Origin of the sequence: uncultured Aquimarina sp. (assembly GCF_947492405.1) — a bacterium.
GTDB lineage: Bacteria > Bacteroidota > Bacteroidia > Flavobacteriales > Flavobacteriaceae > Aquimarina.
This window is the reverse complement of the sequence record NZ_CANLMP010000003.1, coordinates 641884-663848: the sequence shown is the minus strand read 5'-3', so window position 1 is coordinate 663848 and position 21965 is coordinate 641884. Positions and strand designations below refer to the sequence as shown.

Below are 21965 nucleotides of genomic sequence, written 5' to 3'. Positions count from 1 at the left end.
AACCACTTGTTTATCAACCATTAAACATCAAATAAAGTATGGTGTTTTATAATAATTCAGAATCACCTACAATGATTAAATGTAAATATTCCATAACATAACCCATTAAAAAAGCCTATCAAAATTGATAGGCTCATCTATTAAAAAAGTTATGTAGTATATATTAAATTACTTTTACATTTACTGCGTTTAAACCCTTTTTACCTTCTTGTAGATCAAATTCAACTGCATCGCCTTCACGAATTTCGTCTACTAATCCTGAAATGTGTACAAAATGTTCTTTGTTTGAACCTTCTTCCGTTATGAATCCAAATCCTTTGGCGTCATTGAAGAATTTTACTGTTCCTTTGTTCATTGTTAAAATTTAAATTAATTATTTATTGATTTACAAAGATGATGCCAAATGTGAGTTTTAAAAATTAGGCATATATTCGTTAATGGTAAAGCTACGAATAAAAAATTTATATTGGTTATGGTAATACCATTGATCTTTTATTAAATAAAAAGCACCCCACTAAACAAATAATTGACTTTATAAATTAACAATTCCATATATACATCTTTAATTTTCTATCACATAAATAAAAGAAGGTAACAAAATGGTATTGTATTTGTTATATAATAGTAGCGCTAATAGTTTGTGAATTGATCACTACTATTTGAAAAACAATAAAAATAACCTAACTTTAATCGTTATCACGGGAAAAAAATCACACAAATGCTACATATTAAAATAAAGAGACATAGTCCAATCATATTGATCTTATCATTGCTTTTTTCTTTTGTTATGAAAGGACAATCTCCTATTGAAGGAGGATATATACAACTTACTAATGATGAATATAACGAGCTAATTGAAATCAATCAAGAGAATGAGCTTAATGGAAAATATTATGTACGAGAATTTAAAGACAAAGAACTAATAGGTATTCATAAAATTGAATATAGAAAAGGTAAAAAGCACGGAGAATGGCTACATTTTCTGATTTTTAGAAAAAAAGGGTCTTTAGATTTATCAACAATAGAGAATTATGAGGATGATCAAAGAAATGGTTATTATTATAATTCGGACAATGGATTTACTTTTAGCGAGGAAGGAAATTATGAAAAAGGGCAAAAACAAGGTTTATGGTATATCACAAAAGGGGGATCCAAAGAAAAGGTTAACTACAAGAATGGGAAAAAGCACGGTGATTATTGGCGTCAAGATGCATCTGGTGTTATTGTGAAAGGAGCTTATAAAAAAGGTGAAAAACTTGATAATTGGACAATCGAAGATCTTTCTGGAAATATAAAAACAGAAGGAGAAGATACAAGTACTGCGTTAACCTCTACTACTCCTGATATCACAACCAGAATACAAACAATCGAAGGTAACATTCATAAACCAGATGGATCTATTGTACCCATTGCTGTCGTAAAATTGCAATTATCTGATACTTCTTGTTCATACGCTTTTTCAGATTATGATGGTAAATTTAGCATAGAAATTGATACCAATAACATTACACCAAACAGTTATTTTGAAATAGTTATAGAAGGTTTTCCTAAAAAAACAGTTCCTTTTTCAGAATTCTCTAATCAGGATACAATTGTGTTAGAAAAAGGCAGGAAAAAAGTAAGCTATGATGAGTATCGCAACTATTATGAATCTATGAAAGATTGTCATTTGTAATATCCAGAACGTTATTTTTCTATATGTATTCTTGAATAAGGATTACTGATTCCATTTAGTCTAAACAACAAAATGGTAGGGTATAACCTACAATTAAGCGTTATATACTAAAGGGATGTTATGATATTTTTAAAAACACATTTTAGATTCAGCTTTAAATTGGTAATGAATTTTCTAAAAGAACTGCCTTCTTCTTGCGGATATGCTATACGGAGATAGTCAAAAATTAGATTTTATAAACGAGTTTCAAATGACACATGATTATCAATAGCATTCAATGTTTCTTTTTAACTCGTTTTAAGTCTAAATCCTGAAAACCAAAACTAAAGCAGCAACTGTCAGTTCATAATTTTCTAAGAAAATGGTTATAAAAAGCCTTAAAATGGATAAACTAATAGACTACTTGATTTTCCATCATAATCAAATTTTCTTGACAAAATCTAAAAAAACCTTCTTATGAAGTTCTAGATCCATATTAGGAGAAAGTGCTACACGGGCAATATAGTCTTTATCACCTTCTTTAGTAGTCCCTTGGGTAGATGTTGCAGGTATTGTCCAGTAGCATCCTTTTAACTGCCCATAACTTACACAGTATTTACTTTCATTGGGAATTTCTGTGATCATCAAATTAATTAGTTTATGATTTAATGATCGTTTATAAGATTCTTTTTCTTCTTCTGTATTTCCTTTGGTTGGTAGATCTAATGAAAACACTGATGGAGTAAATCCCTGATCTGCCAATTCTTCTGAAACAAAATTCATTTTCGCTTCTGGTAAAGTGTCATTAATAAAATTCACAAATTCACGAGTATTGCGATAAGCTTCAATAATTCTTTGGTTCATTGAAGGTAGCTGTTTTGCTAATATCTCGTATTGTAACGGAGTTGCTTCATTATCACAAAGATTAAGATGTAATTCTATTTTCTCTAGTAAAGCATCTGTTTTTTTATTCCCTACCACATATCCAGCTGTACATTTTCCGCCACTTGGAAATTTTGATCCACTAGCGTATGATATAGCACGAACGGTTGAAAGTATTTCACCTTCTCCCAAAAAAAGTACATTAGGACAAAATGTTTGATCTAATATAAAAACCGGATCAATGGCAACTTCATCTTTTGCTGTTTTACGTGTTTTACTTAAAACCTCCTTTAATTGTATCAGATCCGGAACTTCAACCCTAGGATTTGTTGGGATTTCAGCAATTATATAAGGGACAGCATCTTCATTAGCAATTTTATCCAGAACTATATCTATGCTCTGCACCATATCATTATCACCATCTACTGGTAAGTCCATCACTTCTACGTTATCAATACAAGCAGCAACGCGTCTTGCCTGATCATTTGTACCTCCATAACAATTTGGTGGAACAATAAATTTAATAGCTTTTCCATGATGTTTTTCTTGCGCATCGTGAACTAACCCCATCATAATGGCATATTGAATAGATAGACCACTAGAACCAACCAATGGTTTTGTATTTGCACCTGTAATTTCTGTAATCGAATCTAAGACAAGTCTTTTGTTTGTCTCCACATTACTTTTCTTACTATCAAAAGAAGACTTCTCTGCTAGAGCAGATAATACAATAAAACAATTAGCCGGAGTCATAGCAATAGTTTCTCTTCTTCTTACATGCTGAATTTCTGAAATGTAACTTTCATTTTGCTTTCCATTTACTAATAAAACACTTCCTAAGTCATGATAAATGTTAATAAAAAAGTCAATACTAGGAATAAGACCAATAGCATTAATTTCACTTTCCTCTGAAATTAAAATCGTACTACCATTGAACTCAGGAATAGCCGACACATCTTTAACCTGCTTTAAATCAAACTGATAGCCATAGACATTCTTTAATATTTCAGCATCAAAGAAATGAGGCAATTCATTTGTATAAATAATTCGAGTGTTTTTATGATCAAATAAGTTTTTTCTTAGAATTGCCAGGATAGGGATCATCTTTGATGAAAAACTTATCACGTTTTCAGGTTTTAAACTATTTAAGTTAGCAATTCCCCATTCTAGTACACAAGATAATGGATGACCTAATCTAATATAGTCATAAGCGGTTGGTAATTCAGCTAATGCTGATGTTGTAGAATTATTATCATTAAATAAGCTTTCAAACTGTTTTAAGAATTGAGTTTTAGCCAGTTCTTCATTATAAACATCTAGTCGATGAGTAGTTAGATCTAACCAATTAGTTGGTATATTTTCTAATACATCTTTAATATAATTTAGCTTTTTATTTGCTCCCATAACTTTCACCTTTAGATAGGCTGTCAATATACATTAATTAGATTTTTTTTTAAAAGTGTCTCCGAACATTTCATCCGTCTTTCATATCATAAGACAACTAATCATACATCTGTCGGTTTTGAGAATCTTTCTTACACGATTCTCCGAGTTAATTTTTAAAAAAATTCATTAATATTCAGTTCTGTCAGTTTTTGAATCCCACTTTTGAAAAACTTTTAATGCCTCATCCCGCAATACGTTTGTGAACTCTATTTGTCTATTATCAATACCTACTGCAATCTCATCATAAATTAATTGGTCATCAAATTCTATATCCGCAGCATCTTCGCGCGTACAACCGTAAAAAACTTTTTTAGGTCTTGCCCAATAGATGGCTCCCAAACACATAGGACAAGGCTCACAAGAGGTATAAATAATGCAATCTTCTAACTGAAAAGTGTTTAATTTTTTACAGGCAGTACGGATAGCATCTACTTCTGCGTGCGCTGTAGGATCATTTTGCGATGTAACTTTATTGCATCCTTCTGCTATTATCTCTCCATTTTTTACAATCACTGCTCCAAATGGACCTCCTGTATTAGAATCCATACCATTTTCTGCAAGTTCAATTGCACGCCTCATAAATTTCTTATCCTCTTCTGTCATTTCTATATAATTTAATGTTTTAGTATGTCTATTCAACTATGAATTAAAATCGGATGGAAATGTATCTTTTTTAGGTTAAGAAACAAAATATATTATTGATTCTTGTTTTTGATTTTAATAACCTGAGCAGCAATACTTACTGCTATTTCATGAGGAGTTTGACTTTTTATAGCAAGTCCTATAGGTGCATGAACAATGTTTAATTGAGACATTGTAACACCTTCTTTTTGTAAAACCTTCCACATTGTTTCTAACTTTGCTGTACTCCCAAGCACACCTAAGTAAGCGAAGCTATTTCTAATAAGTTTACTTAATACCAGTTTATCATCAGTGTATTTGTTCGTCATAATTGCAACATAATTCTCCGGGCCTTCTGAAATATAATTCGCTATCTCATTAAAATCTATTATTAATTTCTGATGTGCACTTGTATTTAACTCAATAGTATTTAGATGTTCTCGATTGTCAAAAACCAATACGTAAAAACCAAGAGTAACAAACAATTCAGAAACTGCAACACTTACATGTCCTCCTCCAACGATATATAATGTATTTCTAAATCCGATATATTCTTTAAAAAACCAGTCTTTAGTAGAAGTTATCTGATATTCAAACTTGTCTTCCATTAGCTCATTAGAAAAATTGATAGCCATAGATGTTAGTGTCAATGTTCCTTTGGTATTAGCCTGCAAACAATCTAAAACACCTTCAATAGCCGAAATATGACTTGCATCTAAAGGATGAAAGACCACTGTCTGTTCTCCTGAACAAATCATTCCAGATCCGTCTTGTTTGTGGCCTTTATGTACTTGCTTTTTTAAAAATATTTTCAAATCTCCATCTTGTAGCATTTTTTTGGTTTCTTCTACCAATGAAAATTCCATAACGCCTCCTCCAATAGAACCAAAAATAAAACCATCTTCAGCAACTAGCATTTTAAATCCTTTTCTTCCAGGTGAACTACCAATGTTTTCTATTACGGTTAGTAAATAGACGTTTTGGGAATCTTGTAATTTTGATAAAAGATGTTGCCAGAATTTCATACGTTTTGTTAATTGAAAATCACTTCACTCAATGCATAATAAATAGCCATTAACGCAGAGAAGATAGCACTAGCCAAAAATCGCCAACCTAAGGTTACTTTATTCTGAATTAAATAATTAGCTACAAACGATATAGGGATATTGACCAAAAATGATAACCACGCTATTTTCAGCAAATTTAAGTCGATTTGATTAAAATTTCCTGAAAAAAGTTTGATAAACAACAAATGACGAGCGATCCATAACGGATTAAAATAGAGAATCGCTAATCCTGTTTTAACAAGTGTTTTTTTAGTTCCTGTTAGGTTCTTTGTTTTAACTTCTATCCAGGCAAAATAATTTGGGATTTCTAAGGCATATAGTGTTGCTCCTAATAAGATCATACCCAATAATCGATATATAGAAAATTCTCCTAATAGTAGTGAAGCGATCAAATCCCCAGAACTATAGATAATAGCTCCTTTTAGAATATTAGTTTTAGTGTATTGTAGTTTTATGGTTTTGCTCAAGGTTACTACTTTTCGTACAATCCCATTAATACCTTTTCTGGTGTAAATGGCGAATCAAACTTTGGTTCGTAATTTTTATTGAATTCTTTTACAGCTTGTTGAATAGCAAAGTATGCACCAATTCCATACATTAATGGAGGTTCTCCAACTGCCTTAGATTTATGGATTGCCATATCGTTTCCATCAGTTTCCACAGCTATAGTTTCTATTGTTTTTGGAGCAGAAAATATATCAGGGACTTTATAGGTCGACAGTGCATTCGATAATAAGCGCCCATCATTATTATAGGAGATTTCTTCCATAGTCATCCAGCCAATCCCTTGTGCGAGGGCACCTTCTACTTGACCAATATCTACACCATAATTCATGCTTTCTCCGAAGTCGTGTACAATTTTTACAGAGTCAATTTCATAAATCCCTCTCACACAATCCACGGTAACTGATGTAATGGCGGTACCATACACGTGATATGCAAAAGGATGTCCTTTTTCTTTGGTTTTATCAAAATGAATGATAGGGGTTGCATAATGCGCATTTTCTGATAAGGCAATTCGATCTGCCATGGCTTGTGCAATGATTGCTTCCCAAGTTGTATTTGACTTTTTGCCGTCTACAAAAACATAATCTTCTTGAAAAGAAATTTTAGCCGCCTCTTCGGTCATCATTTTAGCAGCTACTTTTGTTAATCTTTCTAGTAATGCAGTACAAGCTTTTTGCACAGCTTTCCCGTTTAAATCTGCTGTCGAACTTGCTGCAGAAGGTGAGGTATTAGCAACACGAGTAGTATTTGTTGTTTCTAGCTTTACTTTATTAGCAGAAATACCTAAAGCATTCTGAGCAACTTGTAACATCTTTGTATTAACACTTTGTCCCATTTCTACGGCTCCTGTACTCACCCCAACGCTACCATCCTGATAGATATGAATCAATGCTCTAGCGTGATTCATCATTGTATTTGTAAATGAAATACCAAAAGTAACAGGCATTAATGAGATTCCTTTTTTGAAATGATCATTATTACTATTGAAATTGGCAACTTCTTTCTCTAATTTATCAAGTTCGAACTTTTCTTTTGCTGTAAACCAAGTATTTCTAGCTTCAACGTTGGTTGCAATTTGCCCGTATGAGAATTCATCATTTTCTTTCAATAAATTAGCTTCTTGAATTTTTCGCTTATCAATGCCTATTGCATCCGCTGCTTTGGCAATAGCAGATTCAATAACAAACATTCCTTGTGGACCTCCAAAACCTCTAAATGCTGTATTGGGAGGCAAGTTTGTTTTACAACTATATACTGTCGTACTTACATTAGGAACAAAATAGCTATTGGTCGCATGAAATAATGTTCTCTCTGCAATTGCAGGGGATAAATCTGCTGCTGCACCAGCATTCTGTAAAAACTCTGCTTCAAAAGCTATTATTTTTAAGCTCTTATCCAATCCAATCTTAAAAAAAGAGGAATACGGGTGACGTTTTCCCGTCATACGCATATCATCGTGGCGGTTTAAGATATATTTTACAGGTTTGTTGAGATGTTGTACGGCAACTGCTGCCATAACTGACCAAGGAGTCGCTTGATCTTCTTTTCCTCCAAAACCTCCACCTAATCGGATAACGTCTATCTCTATCTTATGCATAGGTACCCCCAAAACTTTAGCCGCAGTTTTTTGCACAGCTGTTGGACCCTGTGTCGATGATGTAATCTTGATACTTCCATTTTCTTGGGGTACAGCATAACAACCTTGTGTTTCTAGATAAAGGTGTTCCTGACCATTAGAAAATGTTTCTCCTTCTATTACATAATCACAGTCTAAAAAAGTAGCATCCGTATCTCCTAATGTAAAAGAACGTGGTGCATTAATAAAACTTTGTTGCTCTTTAGCTTCCTTTGCCGTTGTAATTACAGGTAATTCTTCAATTTCTATTTCAATAAGCAGACGTGCTTTTTTTGCAATAGCTTCAGATTCTGCAACGATAAATGCAATTGGTTGTCCCCAAAAATGAACTTCATCTTCTGCCCATAAAGGTTCATCAGGAATAATCCCTCCGATTTGGTTTTCACCCAAAACATCTTTGGATGTAAATATTTTTACAACACCTTCTACTTGTTCTGCCTGGGAATAATCTACGTGTTTTATTTTTCCATGCGCTTTTGGTGAGTCAAATACCAATCCATACAAAGTATCTTGTCTTGTTATCAAATCATCCACAAATAGTGATTCTCCTCTAACATGAGTGAAACTATCAATATTTTTCATCGTCTTCATCCTGCTATCAGTTTTTGAAATTCAACTTTTGTTGGAAATAATTCGATAAAATGTGCAAAGAACAATTGTTTAGCTAATAATCGTTTATAATCTGCTGATCCTCTTACATCGCTAATTGGTGCAATTTCTGATTGTAAAAGTGTTTCTGCTTCTTTTACAGTTTCTGAATTGATTGTTTTTCCGATGAAAAAACTACTAGTATTGAATAAATACTTTGGAATTGGAGCGGTTCCTCCCATAGAGAAATGAGCGGCTCTTACTATATCATTTTCCAAAGTGATTCTTGCCGCAGTATTTACACTTGCTATATCTAAGTGCGTTCTTTTACTCACCTTTTCAAAATTATAAAAGTCTCCATCCTCAAGGATATCAAAAGAAATACTTTTTAAAATTTCACCTTTAAATAAATCATAGGTTTTATATCCTTTATAAAATTCATTGAAAACTAACTGTCTTTCTGATCCTGTTTTGGACTGAATCGTTAGAGTTGCATTAAGTGCCAAAAAGAAAACTGTCATATCGCCAATAGGAGAAGCATTGACAAAATTCCCTCCCAAAGTCCCCATATTACGTATAGGTTCAGAAGAAACTAGTGTAAGAAATGACTTTAACTTCGGAAACTGGATTTGTAATTTCTTATTTTCTAAAAGCTCTGTAACTGTGGTATTAGCTCCTATGGTACACGTCGATGATGTAAATTGAATCCCAGTCAAAGCTTTATCTCCAGTAATTAAATGAATTTGTTCTTCTGCAAGTTGATCAGCATTATGAACATATAGATCCGTTCCGCTAGCAACTATTTTTCCATTATTAGCAATAGATTTTGACTCTAGATCTTTCAATTTTTGTGGAATGGTTTCAAAATAATCAGGAATAAATCCCTCTTTAATCAACCAAGCCATAGCATTATCAGTGTCTTTTCCTTGCAGTTTCTCTTCTACAAGTAATCCTGCTTTTTCAATAGACTTATATCCTGTACACCTACAAATATTACCACTTATAGCATCATTACAGGAATCTAGGCAGCTTTCATTTTTCCCAATAGCATACCCAGTCATAGAAACTACAAAACCTGGTGTACAAAAGCCACATTGCGTGGCATAGTTATCGGTCATAGCTTTTTGTACTGTATTTAATGTGGTAGGTAAATTAATCCCCTCGATTGTGACAATATGTTTTCCATTAGCATTCCCTAGAGGTGAAATACAAGATGTAATGCCTTGATACGTTACTTTGTCATCATTTAGCGCTCCAACCAAAACTGTACAAGCACCACAATCTCCTTCGCGACAACCAATTTTTGTTCCTTTTAATTGCTTGTGTTCTCTTATAAAATCTAAAAGAGTTATTCCTGCATTTGCAGTCGTCCTAATAATCTTATTATTTAAAATAAACTGAATCATATGTAAAAGGCAAGGTACTAAAAAGTTCTACCAAATTTTACAAATCAAAAATCAATTATCAGCTTCATTACTTCGAACTGCTTGTATTTTTTTACCGTTTTCATAGGTCTCAGTTAACAACAGCCTTCCTTTATCATTATAGATTTTCCAGACTCCGTCTTCTCTACCTTTTATTTTTTTTCCGATTCTATAAATCTGACCGTTTTTATAAAAATCGGTCCATAAACCATGTGCCTTGCCTTTTTGATAGTTTTCTACAGAAGCTAATTCGCCAGAATCATAATAACTTTTCCATTCTCCTGTGCTTCCCTCTGTATCATAATGCTTAATATATTTAAGAGTTCCATCATCTAAATAGTGTTTCCAAGTTCCGATTTTAGCGTTTTGTTGATGTGCTCCATCCATATATAATTTTCCTGTTGGGTGAAATACCGTCCAAGCGCCTTCTAATTTTCCATCTTGATAGTTTTCTATTTTGGACGGCTTTCCGTTTTTGAAATAACTTGTCCATTCTCCTACCTTTTTGTCATTATCATACTGCCCGGACACAAGTAATTCTCCACTTTCATAATAATCCTTAAAAACTTTAACGCTTTTTGCATAGCTTACATTTACACCACTACCATTTGACTGATCAGAGTTTTGCTTACAGGTAAAAAGTAAGGAAATTAATAAAAGAAGTATTAAGTGTGAGTTTTTTTTCATGTTTTGTAGTGTACCAATTGAAGATAACGATTTCTGTACGAAATTTTAACGTATTAAAAGTACTACTATTTCGAATGACTATGTGTTTTTATCTTCCGGATTCTTTAATTCTTTTAAATCCTTATATCCTTTAAACACAAGTCCAGCACTGGCAATAGAACCAAAAATTCCAATCAGTCTATTACCACCTAGTAATAGTCCAATTCCGGCGAGAAAACCCATAATTCCAAATGTTAAGGTCATTTTAGCCGAGTTTTTTTCTTTTTCACTCATTTATAATCTGTTTTTTTAGTATTCTAATTTAATGATTTTTAAAACTTATAATCAGTAACGTTATAATGAATTAATATTTTATTTCTTCAAGTATTGATTCTCCTTTAGAAAAATCATCACAAGTCCATTGCCATTTTTCTTTTAAAATTAGTGTATCACCTTCCTCTTCAATAAATGATTCACATTTTCCAGTTTTGAAATCTCCATTTTTATTTTGGTGTTGATATGTAAATATTAAGTTCCTTTTATCTATTTGACCTGAAAGAGTTCCAAATAAAATATCCCCACCTTGATACGTTGCCCAAATTATATTTTCATCTTGTCGATATTCAAAAAAGGTATTTGAACTAACTTCTCCATTAACTGAATTAGAAACTGATTTAAATTTTTTACCGTTTAAATTCAATTCTTTTTTTTCAAAAGGTTCGTTTACTCTGTCTCCTCTTGTAGTAGGTTGCGAGATGACAAGAAATTCTAAATCAGCAGATTTATCGTTTCTTATTCGGTGAAATACTTGTGGATGTATATGAATTCCCTCTCCTTTATTTACTTCTACAATCATCGTTTCTATCTCAAAAGTTGCAGTTCCTTTGATTATGTAAAAATATTGCTCAGAAAAATTATGATAATGTTTATGCTCAGAAGTATTGGCAGGCATTAATTCCTCAATCACACTTAATTTCTCGGACTTAACGAGATGCCATCCACTACAATTATCGCCCCAATTATAATGTTCACTATTTTCTTTAGATTTTTTCATTTTAGGTATTTCAGCCAACTTGTTGATGTTATAATTAGTTGGATTGGCTAACCTAAAGTTAATAAAAGAGAATGATACTGCAGAAAAAGTGATACAAATTACTATTCTTCTTTTCCCTTCGCAGTTATTTTTCCATCAAATCTCTGCTATTTGAGAATTAGGATGATTAGTTTATTTTGATTGTTTCAAAACTGAAGTTAAATGTGTCTTTTTCAGCCTGTATTATTTCAATTTCCTTTGCAAGTTTTCCATAATTGCTTTCATCCCACTTCTTATATACTATTTTGATTACCTGTGTGGTATCCATCATGTTTTTAAATTCTACACTTCTAAGTTGTTTTATAGCTTTATCGTAGTAAAGTTTTGCTGGATTATTAAGTCGGTCTATTGCTGAATATAATTCTGTTGTTACATCTAATCTTTTTTCGAATTTTATCTGGTTGAAAAAGGACTTAGGATTGGTCTGCAACCTATGAAAATCATGACTTCTTATCATTTCAATGGAAACATTTGACAATGTATCTAGAATTTTATTGTTTTCATCTAAAGTGAAACCTTTATTATCCGAACTTAGTTTAGCCATAAACGGTGAATCTCTATAATCGAATATCTGAGTAAAAATAAGGGCTCCATCTTTTTTCGATATTACTTTTGTAGTATAATTACCATTTGGTCCATTACAATTAGCAAATGAATTAATGCTCTCAATTTGAAGATATCTTGGATCTAGAGATATGCTATTTTTATTGCTTTTTCTTTCGCCACAAGAGATTACTCCCAATAAAAATATCAGTGCACATAATATAAATAACCTATAATCATTGCGCTTAAACTTTATAAACATCTGGTTTATATTAATTAGTTACAACATCCTATATAACAACAGTAACAGATAAAAAAACAACTATTTTTTCAGATAACAATATACCTAATTAAATGTAAAAGCGGTTTGGATTAATACCCAAACCGCTCTTGTTTTCATACTTCGCTAGAGATAACTATTTCTTTCTTCTTTGATAATAAGTTACTATACTCGCTTTTGCTAATGTATTATTCCATAAGTAATACCCAACTACAGCAGGATTAGTATTTTCATTTAATCCAAGTTTATCCGTTTTTAATGCGTAAACCGTAATGATGTATTGATGTAAACCATGTCCTTCTGGAGGACAAGGCCCACCATAACCTTTTGCTCCATAATCTGTGATACTCTGAATAGCTCCTTGAGGTGTTAAGTTCAACTTTGTATTTCCTGTACCAGATTTTAATTCACTCGTGTTAGCTGGGATATCAAATACGACCCAATGCCACCATCCGCTTCCTGTAGGAGCATCCGGATCATACATTGTTATAGCAAAACTTTTAGTTCCTACTGGAGCATTTTTCCAGGATAGCTGTGGAGATTGATTTTCTCCGGTACAACCAAAGCCATTAAATTCTTCGATAATTGTGGCTTCTCCACCTAAATCATTACTCGATAAAGTAAAAGTATTTTGCCCAAAAATCGTACTCGAAAAAATGATTAATGTTGTTAAAATTGAAAATGATTTTTTCATAATGTTTGCTTTAAATTATATTGGCAAAATTATGATCGATACGACGATATGTTATGTTTAATTCAGATCAAAAAGTATTGATAAAAGGTCAACTTGACTGATATTGTTTTGGTGTAACTCCAAATTTGACTTTAAAAGCATGAATGAAGTTGGATAGGTTCTCATACCCAATTTCTTCAAAAATATCCGTAGGTCTTTTAGATTCATTTCTTAAAAGAAAAGCTGAGTGTTCAAGTCTCTTATCCTGAAACCATTTACTAGGCGAACTATGAAAATGTTTCTCAAATTCTCTTTTGAAAGTCGACTCGCTCATATTAGATAGAAACGAAAGCTCTTTAATCGTTAGTTTGTTCAATCTATTACTTTCAATTGTTTGGATAAATTTTTGGTTTTGATTATCACTATGATTAATCAAGGAATAAAGAAAATCTAAGCCATTTAGATCTACTAGATATAACATTATCTCTTCAAATTTTGTATTTAAAATGTTTTCTTGAGTAGCTTTTGAAAGCTTTGTTATATCTAAAAGGCTATCAACAAATCTTTTTATAAATGAATCGTAATTAAATGAATATGTCGAATAGAATGTTCTTGAAACAGATATTTCTAATTTAAATTTTCTTATAAACCGTAATACAACTTCGTTGGAAAAGAAAAATAGAATACTCCGATAATATCTTGAATCGTTAGACAGCTTTTCAGTCATTAAACAATGTCCGGATTTCATCAATAGAAATTGAGAATTATCAACTGCGTATGTGGAATCGTCAAAAAAGACTTCTTTGGTTCCTTCTTGCAGAAAGCTAAACGTATTTTTATTCAATAAAATTTGTTGCTTGGATATTTCAGTAATGCTTTCGTAATCATAAACTACAATTGACATAGAAGAATTCAAACTTAATTCATCAGGTAATGTAATTGTCCTCATAGGGTTCTCATTTTCTCTAGTATCTCGTGTAAAATTAGTAACAGACTCCTACTTTATCTTTCAGTTTTGTACTGAACTTTGTCTTATCAATTACACTGTTATTAGTTGATCAACTCTTAAAATAAAAGAATATCATTAAATAAAAAAATAAAACATTCATACAAGACCTGTTTATTTATCATTCTGAATTCTGGATCAAATCTGAAATGACAACTCATCGTATTATTAATTAAGAATACGGGCTATTTTTTGTTGTAAGCAATTTTGCTCTGGCTTGGATTGGGTAAGTTGTATTGCTTGCTGATAATGCTCAACAGCGGTGTTAAGTTGTATTAAACGTTCGTGGATTTCTCCCAGAATCGCGTGATATAAGTAATACTTATCTAGTATTTTATGATCTTTGATTTCTTTTATCGCTTCTAATGCTTCTTCGGGTCCATGTAATTCTAATAGAATTAAACATCTGTTTAAAGAAACAATAGGATCATTATCTATGTGTAGCAAAAGATCATAATATTTAAGAATTTCTTTCCAATTAGTGGCTTTATAACTCGAAGCTGTACAATGTTGATATGCTATGGCTGCTTCTAGATGATAGGTAGTAAGTGTATCTCCAAACGCAGCTTGATTAAGATAGTTACCTCCCAATCGAATCAGTTCTGTATTCCAAGTACTTCTGTTCTGATCTGGTAATAATATGAGTGCTCCCTGTTCTGTAATTCGACTATCTACTCTAGCGGTATGAAAACACATTAGTGACATCAATGCATATACTTCTGGCAATTGAGTATGCGCACTATCTAAGAGTGATTTACATAGCCACATTGCTTGTGAGATCAAATCTTTTCTTATTAACTGATCATCATGAGTAGAATTATATCCTTCGTTAAACATCAAGTAGATCGCACTTAACACAGCAGAAGTTCTGGTGCCAATTTCTTCTGGAAACGGTATAGCAGGTCGTATCTTGTTTTTCCTGAAATATTCTTTAGTACGATATAATCGTTTAGAGATAGTATCTTCTGCTGTAAGAAAAGATTTAGCTACTTCTTTAGTACTAAATCCACAAAGAGATTTAAGAATAAATGTAATCTGGTTTTCCTGCGAAATATCCGGGTGACAACAGGCATACATCATTGCCAAAAAATCATCTTGTATATGTTGCTCCTTCCAAAAATCCTTCATTGTATTCGCTAATGTATATTCTGAAGTCAGTAGTTTGCGTTCGGGATCAGAAAAGTCTATAGTTTTACTGTGCTTTTTTCGTCGAATGATATCTATTGCTTTATTGCGTGCTGTGCGATATAACCATGCTCTTGGGTTATCGGGCATGCCTCTATACTTCCAGGTTTCTAATGCACTCACTAATGCATCTTGTACTACATCTTCTGCAAGTTCTATGTTTTCTGTACCGAAGATTTTGATCAAAACAGCAACCATCTTTCCAGACTCTTGTCTAAAAAGATGGTTTATCGTATTGTCTATGTGATCTTTTGGTTCCAAGATGATCGTTTAATCCATCGGAGCTATTTCACGAACCTCTACACTACAATCATACTCGAAACTAGGGCAGTCTTTTGCGATCTCTGTAGCATGCACTAGAGAATCTGCCTTAATAAGTAAGTACCCTCCCACCAATTCTTTGCCTTCTGCAAATGGACGATCTATAACTTTCTTTCCTCTTTCTGTCATGGTAGTTCCTTCGTTCATTAAAGGTTGTCCTCCTACTAATTTATCTTCTTGTGCTAAGCTTCCCATCCATTGTTGCCAATGTTCCATATGTTTTTGCATATCTTCTGGAGATACCGAATTATATTTTTCCTGCCCTCCTCGTATCAACATTAAAAATTCTTTCATCGTTTATGATTTTTAATTACACTTGCGATTAAGCCTCATCTGGCCAAACTTCTCTTACTTCTACAGAAGATTCCCATTGTAATCCAGGACATCCTTTTGCCATTTCGGTTGCTTCTTCAATTGTTTCTGCCATTACGGTAATGTAACCTCCTACTAATTCTTTAGCTTCGACAAAAGATCTATCCGTAACTTTCGTACCTCCGGGATGAACAGTTTTTACGGCTGGATAAAGACGTTCACCTCCTACATATTTTTCTTGTTCTGCCATTTGACCAATCCATTGCATCCACTCTTCCATGTGTGCATTTTGTTCTTCTGTTGATTTAGCATCCCAAACATCGTCTCCACCTTTAAAAAGGAACATAAATTGTTTCATAAGTTTATTTATTTTTTGGTTTATATGGTTCTATGACGAAGTAGTTTTTAGTATTTGGACAGCTTATTCATTTTTTTTTGACGCACGTCTTGAGCCAATAGTTCTGAGTTGGTCAGAAGTTTTATTTCTTTTTCATCATCATCAGTGTAAATCCTCCTAATAATGCGATAATGATACCCATCACTGCCCACAACCAGATTTTGTTTTCAAAAAGTGGTGCAACAACCTTCTCTCCCTTTTTTTCAATACCTTGTTCTGTTCCTAATTGTATTGTTTTCAGTTTCTCAGGAACTATATTAGACATATACTGCAAATCATACGATGGCTTACCGGTCCTAGTATTTCCATAGACAAGAAAATAGGTTGCAGGTGTTGTAAATCGTGTGATTAGTTCGTGCGTATATCCTTTTACTTTAATAGCACCTATTGTGAGCGGTTCATTATCCTGATTGTTAATAATCACTCGTAATTTGTTCGTAATCGTACTATTACATTTAAACTCATTTCCCTCTATAGAATTAAGGATTCCAGAGCTTAAGTTTTGATAATTATAACGCCATCCTTTTTCTGTTTGTATACTATCTCTAAGGTATTCTATACGTGCTGATCTATAATAATCAAAATCATTATCATCTTCTATTTTTATATAGCTTACTGGAACCGCTGTTTGCAAATCTATATCTATTACTGTAGTTCGATTTTGCTTTTTCTCTTCTGTACGGATTGATTTAATAGGATGTATCTTATAAATCCCTTCTGTTGCTTCACGTAAAGTTATCTGAGCATTCTTTAGCTCCGGTGCATTAGTTCCTTTGATAAAAAGACGATAGTATTGATACTTAGAATCCGGAAGCTTAAGACTTGTGAATGTATACGCTGTTAGTTCATTTTTAATGGAAAGGATACGGTAACTATCAACAATCGAATACCATTCTTTGAGGTTTTGACTTCCTTCTAAATTAATAAGTCTATCAAAATTATCTTCTTTAAAGAATAACTTAATCTGATTAATTGCTTGGTCCAATGGTATTTTAAAAGTTATAAAAGTTCCCCCTTTAGTCGTTGCTCTATTTATAATTTCGAAATCAACTTGTTTACTAGATATTTTCTCTCTATTTTTTTTCAAAATATAAGGAGCTTCTACCGTATCATTTTCTTTTGTAATCCCATAAATTCTAATATCCGAAAGATCAGATGATACGTTTTTAAATAGTTCATCGGGCAACATTATACGATGCCAACTATCGGTAATGTCTTTTAGTTCTCTTTTATACTCATATCTATCTATCTGCCCATATATAGTAGAACAGATTAAAAAAAGTACACAACCTAGTATATTAATCTTTGACCTCATCTGTAATGATATGTTTGTATTTATTATATAAGAACGAAATAACCAATAATAACAACCCTAAGGATACAAATACGATGGTCTTAGAAATCGTATTAAGGTGCGAAATATCATATAGGAATAGTTTTATTAAGGTAATTCCAAAAAGTGAAAAGGCGATAATCCGTATATGTTTTATCTTTTTCCAAAACCCTAAAACAATTAATAACAATGAGTATAGACCCCAAAGAATACTTAATCCTAGTTTATCTGAAGACGCGTAGCCAGCCATATCCAACCAATGAATCAACTCACTGCTAATCATCCAAAGAATAGCAATTTGTAATATAATATCAAAGGCTATCTTAAATGTTCTTCCTAGAAACTCTTGTCTCACATATTGATAACAAGCTACCAATAAACCAGTACCAAAAGCTAATGAAATATACCGGATACCAATGTGATAAAAACCTGCTTCACCAGATTCGAGAAGTGTTGGGCTCAAATAACTTTCTCGTAATTCACTAAGTATATATAATCCATTTGTTAGGAAAATAAGTAAAGTGAATATATTAAGGAGTATATTAATATAGCCAAAAACCATGTTTTTAAACTTCTTGATATTTAAAAAAGATAAAATTGTTAGGAAGATTAGTGTATAATTTATTAACCAAATTCCTCGAAACTCCGATCTATTGCCTTCGAAAGCATTCCAATATTCTATAATTTCTAAGAAAAAGGCCATGTATAAAATGAACAAAAACATAGCCGAAATCCACAGAGAGATTAATTGATACAAGGTTTTGTAATTAGGCCAAGGAAATGGATGTTTATCACTGCGATGTACATACAAAATGTATCCAAACGAAACTGCACATAGTAAAGATGTGAGTAAGGAAATATTAAAAAACGGAGTCATTCCCGTTTCTGGCTCTAATGAATCAAACGAGTATTCTATATAATAAAACCACCAATCCTGAATCAAACTAAAAAAGGTTAATGCCATCACTGGATACGACAGTTTTTCATAAATAGGAACCTTTTTAGTTCTACCTATCCAAAATAGTAAAGCAGCTTCTGCGGCCCATAATAATGTTACCCAATTACCATCTAACTGCACAGGGAATGCAATACTGATAAAGACCAATACCATTCCTGAAGTAAAGTAAAATAAATTGCGATCTGCTAACTTTAATCTATAAATAATAACACTCACCGCAAAATGTATGATCGCATTCGCCAAAGTAAATATTCCTAATAATTGTTCTCCTAAAGGATGATCGTTTAGTATAGCAAAACCAATCCCATAAAAAACAAAAGCATTAATCAACTGAAGTATAACGTCTCCTGTACCAAACTTCTCCTTTTTCCGAAGTTTATATACTAAGAATATAGAGTAGAACGTAGCAAAAAACACTAATAAAAAGACAAATGCCAGCTTAAAATGAATGTCAGTTTCATAATCCGAAGCATACCAGCCAAAGTAAATTAACCAAGTAAGGAAAAAAGAAGAATAATACAATGACTTCCAATATCGCTGTAGTGCTATGAATAAAATCCCAATATTAATGATTGCCATATAACTGAATAACACTACTACTTGCCCAGATCCATCACTTAATAAAAACGGAACTGCATAAGCACCCACTAATCCTATATGAGCAATTACTTGTTTATTATATTGTATCGCTGCAAACACTGTAAAAATAGTAAACAAGAGCATTAGTACAAATGTGAATAATTGCGGAAAGAGATCATACAAGCTATAGGCTAAAAAGGTGATAAAATATAATATCGCCATGGCGCCGCTTACTAAAACCGCACTAAAATTATGGTACTTCTTTTTTAGTTTCATCCCAACAGCGATTAGACCAACACCTGTAAGGTATCCTAGCATAATCCTAGTTAATGGGCTTATCAAATCATTATCTATAGAATATTTGGCTCCTATGGCTACCCCAATTATTAAAATGATCACTCCTATTTTACTAATCAGATTTTCTCCAATAAATTTTTCTAGGTTAGATTTTCCTTTTGGTTTAACAACTTTTTTAACCACAGGATTCGAAACTGGCTTCACAGGTTGTTTCTGTGCCACAGGTTCAATGGGTTTAGACGTATCTTCTGCTATCTTTGGGACTGGTTCAGGAATTGGAGAAATCGTTTTTTCCTTTACAATTGGATTTTCTTTTTGCCCTTCAGAAGTCTTTAACTGATAAATTTCATCTTTTAAGTCTAGTATTTCTCTACGAAAAACTTCCTGTTTTTTTGAAAGAATCTCCAGCTTTTGAAGGAGTTCATTGATGTACTGTTGATTGTTGGCCATTATTTTTTCAATATAAAAATGAATACACGATCTCGATATTCATCATAGAAATATAGGTAAAAAAAAGAGTCTTCTTAAAATATAAAAGCATCTTCTACCTTTTTGATACTCAAAAATATCATTAAAAAAAATCAATTACCCCCCTGAAAAAAGGGTATTGTCCGAGTGGTTTATAGTGTTTAGAAGCCCTAAAAACCTGTAGTAAATAAATTTCTGGCTCCTCTAATACCACATTTTTGATATTTATGATATGATTGAGCAGCCCTTTCATCAATCTGACTTCCTGATTCTTTCCTAATCCATCCATCAATTGCAGCTTTTAATGTATACGCTTCAGGAGCCATAAGATGTGTTGTCCACAATATCGGATTAGCTTTTGCTTTTTTAATCTCAGGAGAAAAATAACTTTTACTATAGCAAGCCAGAATAATAACATCTCTTGTTTTAGTAACAGATTCTTTATAGGAAACGTTTACTTCAAAATCCATTAAACCATCATGTCCTACATATGCTAATAAATCCGATCCTCCCCCAAAATCTAACAAACTCTCTTTTTCTTTTATCTGTATCGGAATCTGACCGTTAGATGATTTCAAAAAATCTTCTATACTTGTTTTGATTTTAGCTCCATCGTACGCATCTGCTAACATATAAACGTCTTTAGTAGCATGTTTAAACAACAATCTTTCTAAAATATTAGAATCTTTAGAAGGAATGCTTCTTAGCAATTCCCAGTCTCTGGTTTTAACTTTAAAAAATGTCTTTACACCATATCCAGCTCCCCAGTATAAATTATTTTTAGGATCCTGACCATTTCCAATGCTCTTCGGAACGGGAACAATACCTTGATTTATATTATCACACAAAGCAACAAAAACATGAATGGTTTTTGCCTGACCAAAGGATGTTCTTGAAATTAATATGAATATAAGTATCCCTATTATCCTCATTTTTTAATACTTAAAATCAATTCTATATTCTTTTTTTCTATTTCTGTCAACTTGCCAATAGCATCATCATCTGAGGGCATATACCACGATTTTGATTCAAAATAATCTTGCCACTTTTCTGTTGTAAACATATACCCGTGTGAGGCGAAAATCTCATTTTTAATAATCGCCAACTCTTCTTCGGTTTTCTGATCAAGTTCGTCTGGAGTAAAAACTCTATGAGAAAATATGTAGTTGTCCCTTTCAATTGCTTTTAGATCTGTATATGGTTTTGAGAATGTTCCATTTTCTTTTATAGGCTGAAACTCTAACCACTCCTTTATCCCAATCTGTTTGCCGTCTCCCAAACAATCCAATTTTTCTCTTGTCTCTTTAAAAACTAATAAATCACTGGAGATAAAAACAGATTCTCTTTTATCATCAAAAGAGCAATCGGCCATTTCTCTTTCATAAGCTATAGTATTAATTCTATCGCCATTATCACTAAATGAAGTTATAGAAGATTGTTCACAACTGCCCCCGGCACTGCACTCTAAAACGGTAGATAAAACAATATAATCATTTGTCTTAACAACTATTTTACCTGTCAACAGCGTATTTGCCCTTTCGGTTGATTTAAAATCAAAATATTTCTGTGCTAAATCTTTTGGGATTTGTTTTTTAGATTCGGTAAATAAATCTAGTAATTTATCAAATTCAGTTTCCTGGGCATAGTTTTTAGAAGAAATAAAAACAACTATGACTAACAAATATCTTATCATAAACGATATTACTTTTTTAAAATTGATATAAAAGGTTAATCATCAGAAAAAGGGAGGGTAAGATACAAATCTAAAAAAAGCCTATCAAAAATTAATAGGCTTTACGATTTTTTTAGAATAACCTGTTGTGCATTTTGAAGGAAATGTTAAAGAAAAGCGTCAATTCGAGTAATTTTCCAAAATGACCTCTCAACTACGCCCGAGATGACAGAAGGGAAATTAGCCTGCCCGCCTCTGGAGTATACGCTTCTTCTTTTAGTCGAAGCACTCTAATCGACGAATTTTGAATAAAAAAATCAAAATGCATAACGGATTAGAATAATATTAAATTGTCAT

The 21965-nt window shown here is 32.4% G+C and carries 21 protein-coding genes; 1 reads left to right on the top strand and 20 read right to left on the bottom strand.

The window, feature by feature from the left end:
* Nucleotides 1–163: 163 nt before the first annotated feature.
* Nucleotides 164–355 carry a cold shock domain-containing protein gene (locus Q0829_RS14450; RefSeq protein WP_091410689.1) on the bottom strand — a complete coding sequence of 64 codons (192 nt, stop codon included), beginning with the start codon at nucleotides 353–355 and terminating at the stop codon, nucleotides 164–166.
* A 363-nt stretch (nucleotides 356–718) separates the two neighbouring features.
* Between Q0829_RS14450 and Q0829_RS14445 the strand changes: the two genes are divergently transcribed.
* Entirely contained in the window at nucleotides 719–1675 is a 957-nt protein-coding gene (locus Q0829_RS14445) for a hypothetical protein (protein WP_298544246.1), read from the top strand.
* A gap of 420 nt (nucleotides 1676–2095) precedes the next feature.
* On the opposite strand, the gene Q0829_RS14440 is transcribed toward Q0829_RS14445, so the two are convergent.
* The 19 genes from Q0829_RS14440 to Q0829_RS14350 form a co-directional block, all read right to left on the bottom strand.
* Nucleotides 2096–3940, bottom strand: a complete 1845-nt coding sequence (locus tag Q0829_RS14440; protein ID WP_298544242.1) for a PLP-dependent transferase — start codon at nucleotides 3938–3940, stop codon at nucleotides 2096–2098.
* A gap of 168 nt (nucleotides 3941–4108) precedes the next feature.
* Nucleotides 4109–4585 (bottom strand): nucleoside deaminase, encoded by a 477-nt coding sequence (locus Q0829_RS14435; RefSeq protein ID WP_298544240.1) that lies wholly within the window; start codon nucleotides 4583–4585, stop codon nucleotides 4109–4111.
* 92 nt (nucleotides 4586–4677) lie between these two features.
* Nucleotides 4678–5628, bottom strand: a complete 951-nt coding sequence (locus tag Q0829_RS14430) for an XdhC/CoxI family protein (RefSeq protein ID WP_298544236.1) — start codon at nucleotides 5626–5628, stop codon at nucleotides 4678–4680.
* Between the two features lie 8 nt (nucleotides 5629–5636).
* The gene (locus Q0829_RS14425; RefSeq protein WP_298544234.1) at nucleotides 5637–6137 is read right to left on the bottom strand and encodes a hypothetical protein; all 501 of its coding nucleotides are present in this window, start codon (nucleotides 6135–6137) and stop codon (nucleotides 5637–5639) included.
* 5 nt (nucleotides 6138–6142) lie between these two features.
* On the bottom strand, nucleotides 6143–8404 hold the full coding sequence (locus Q0829_RS14420) for a molybdopterin cofactor-binding domain-containing protein (RefSeq protein ID WP_298544232.1): 2262 nt from the start codon (nucleotides 8402–8404) through the stop codon (nucleotides 6143–6145).
* Nucleotides 8401–9807: an FAD binding domain-containing protein gene (locus Q0829_RS14415; RefSeq protein ID WP_298544230.1), complete on the bottom strand. Its 1407-nt coding sequence runs from the start codon at nucleotides 9805–9807 to the stop codon at nucleotides 8401–8403. The genes Q0829_RS14420 and Q0829_RS14415 overlap by 4 nt, the downstream gene beginning before the upstream one ends.
* A gap of 51 nt (nucleotides 9808–9858) precedes the next feature.
* Nucleotides 9859–10512: a toxin-antitoxin system YwqK family antitoxin gene (locus Q0829_RS14410; RefSeq protein WP_298544226.1), complete on the bottom strand. Its 654-nt coding sequence runs from the start codon at nucleotides 10510–10512 to the stop codon at nucleotides 9859–9861.
* Between the two features lie 78 nt (nucleotides 10513–10590).
* Nucleotides 10591–10785, bottom strand: a complete 195-nt coding sequence (locus Q0829_RS14405; protein WP_298544224.1) for a hypothetical protein — start codon at nucleotides 10783–10785, stop codon at nucleotides 10591–10593.
* 70 nt (nucleotides 10786–10855) lie between these two features.
* Nucleotides 10856–11545, bottom strand: coding sequence for a cupin domain-containing protein (locus Q0829_RS14400; RefSeq protein WP_298544221.1), 690 nt, complete (start codon nucleotides 11543–11545; stop codon nucleotides 10856–10858).
* 166 nt (nucleotides 11546–11711) lie between these two features.
* Nucleotides 11712–12389: a hypothetical protein gene (locus Q0829_RS14395; RefSeq protein ID WP_298544219.1), complete on the bottom strand. Its 678-nt coding sequence runs from the start codon at nucleotides 12387–12389 to the stop codon at nucleotides 11712–11714.
* Nucleotides 12390–12543: 154 nt separating this feature from the next.
* Nucleotides 12544–13101 carry a YbhB/YbcL family Raf kinase inhibitor-like protein gene (locus Q0829_RS14390; protein ID WP_298544216.1) on the bottom strand — a complete coding sequence of 186 codons (558 nt, stop codon included), beginning with the start codon at nucleotides 13099–13101 and terminating at the stop codon, nucleotides 12544–12546.
* An 88-nt stretch (nucleotides 13102–13189) separates the two neighbouring features.
* Nucleotides 13190–14029 (bottom strand): AraC family transcriptional regulator, encoded by an 840-nt coding sequence (locus tag Q0829_RS14385; protein WP_298544213.1) that lies wholly within the window; start codon nucleotides 14027–14029, stop codon nucleotides 13190–13192.
* 225 nt (nucleotides 14030–14254) lie between these two features.
* Nucleotides 14255–15532 (bottom strand): sigma-70 family RNA polymerase sigma factor, encoded by a 1278-nt coding sequence (locus Q0829_RS14380; protein ID WP_298544210.1) that lies wholly within the window; start codon nucleotides 15530–15532, stop codon nucleotides 14255–14257.
* Between the two features lie 9 nt (nucleotides 15533–15541).
* Nucleotides 15542–15886, bottom strand: coding sequence for a YciI family protein (locus Q0829_RS14375; RefSeq protein WP_298544207.1), 345 nt, complete (start codon nucleotides 15884–15886; stop codon nucleotides 15542–15544).
* A 28-nt stretch (nucleotides 15887–15914) separates the two neighbouring features.
* Nucleotides 15915–16262, bottom strand: coding sequence for a YciI family protein (locus Q0829_RS14370; RefSeq protein WP_298544203.1), 348 nt, complete (start codon nucleotides 16260–16262; stop codon nucleotides 15915–15917).
* 121 nt (nucleotides 16263–16383) lie between these two features.
* A complete protein-coding gene (locus Q0829_RS14365; RefSeq protein ID WP_298544200.1) occupies nucleotides 16384–17616 on the bottom strand; it encodes a DUF3999 family protein in 1233 nt (410 codons plus the stop codon).
* Nucleotides 17600–19918 (bottom strand): DUF2339 domain-containing protein, encoded by a 2319-nt coding sequence (locus Q0829_RS14360; protein ID WP_298544198.1) that lies wholly within the window; start codon nucleotides 19916–19918, stop codon nucleotides 17600–17602. Before Q0829_RS14360 ends, Q0829_RS14365 begins: the two co-directional genes overlap by 17 nt.
* Nucleotides 19919–20106: 188 nt before the next feature.
* Nucleotides 20107–20868 (bottom strand): hypothetical protein, encoded by a 762-nt coding sequence (locus Q0829_RS14355; RefSeq protein WP_298544195.1) that lies wholly within the window; start codon nucleotides 20866–20868, stop codon nucleotides 20107–20109.
* Nucleotides 20865–21629, bottom strand: a complete 765-nt coding sequence (locus Q0829_RS14350; RefSeq protein WP_298544192.1) for a YARHG domain-containing protein — start codon at nucleotides 21627–21629, stop codon at nucleotides 20865–20867. The genes Q0829_RS14355 and Q0829_RS14350 overlap by 4 nt, the downstream gene beginning before the upstream one ends.
* Nucleotides 21630–21965: the final 336 nt, after the last annotated feature.